The sequence below is a fragment of the Rhodococcus sp. ACPA1 genome, assembly GCF_002300195.1.
GTDB lineage: Bacteria > Actinomycetota > Actinomycetes > Mycobacteriales > Mycobacteriaceae > Rhodococcus_F > Rhodococcus_F opacus.
The window spans coordinates 1-663 of record NZ_NSDX01000027.1 but is presented as its reverse complement, the minus strand read 5'-3'; the positions used below and the strand labels follow the sequence as shown (position 1 = coordinate 663).

Below are 663 nucleotides of genomic sequence, written 5' to 3'. Positions count from 1 at the left end.
GCCGCTCGACGACGCGAACATCGCCGGGGGCATACATCACTACTCCACGCATGGTGGTCCTCTTCTGTCGTTGGGGGGGGTGGTCAGGATGCGGTGATGATGAGGGAGGCGTCGGCATCGGTGATGGCGTCGAGTCCGGTGTCGATCTCGCCGATCATCACGATCCCGGGATCGGGAATCGTGAAACCGTCTTCGCGGTAGTAGCTGGCCAGGGCACTTCTGGGCGCCCATTGCCGAGTTGTCCTGCGCGGTAGCTGCTCTGGTCCTGACCGTCGGTGAGTTCGCGAGGCAGCGGTCCGGCCTTCTCGCGACCGCCGAGGTCGTGCAGGGTGATCGTGGCGGGCAGCAGGGACGCGAAGTCTCGTGCGCTGGCGGTGACGCCGGCGGTGACGGCTGTCGCGTGGACGACCAGCCCGGTGATCCTGGGGCGCATGGGTTTTCCTGTCGATGCCGGTGTTCAGCCGCGCTCTAGCTCACTGACGTGGGGACCCGCAGCGTCTCGTCGGAGGGTCGGGGCGGCGGGTTACCGGCGGCAGGACGCGCCCGGGTGGTCGCCAGCAGTGCGATCGGTATCAGCGCGGTGGCGGTGATCGCGGCGCCGAGGACCGCCGGCCCGACCACACCCAGTGACGTCGACAGGGTGGTCGCGGCTAACGCCGTTCC

General features: G+C 68.5%; 1 protein-coding gene and 1 pseudogene. Both read right to left on the bottom strand.

What is annotated here, in order from left to right:
• Positions 1 to 157: 157 nt before the first annotated feature.
• A complete protein-coding gene (locus CJ177_RS46510; protein ID WP_257015114.1) occupies positions 158 to 433 on the bottom strand; it encodes a cyclophilin-like fold protein in 276 nt (91 codons plus the stop codon).
• Positions 434 to 468: 35 nt separating this feature from the next.
• Positions 469 to 663 (bottom strand): annotated as a pseudogene (locus tag CJ177_RS46505) (MFS transporter); the annotation flags it as partial.

Bases quoted from the DNA above. Each gene is read 5' to 3' on its own strand.
- CJ177_RS46510 (WP_257015114.1), bottom strand. From the start codon at position 433: ATGCGCCCCAGGATCACCGGGCTGGTCGTCCACGCGACAGCCGTCACC.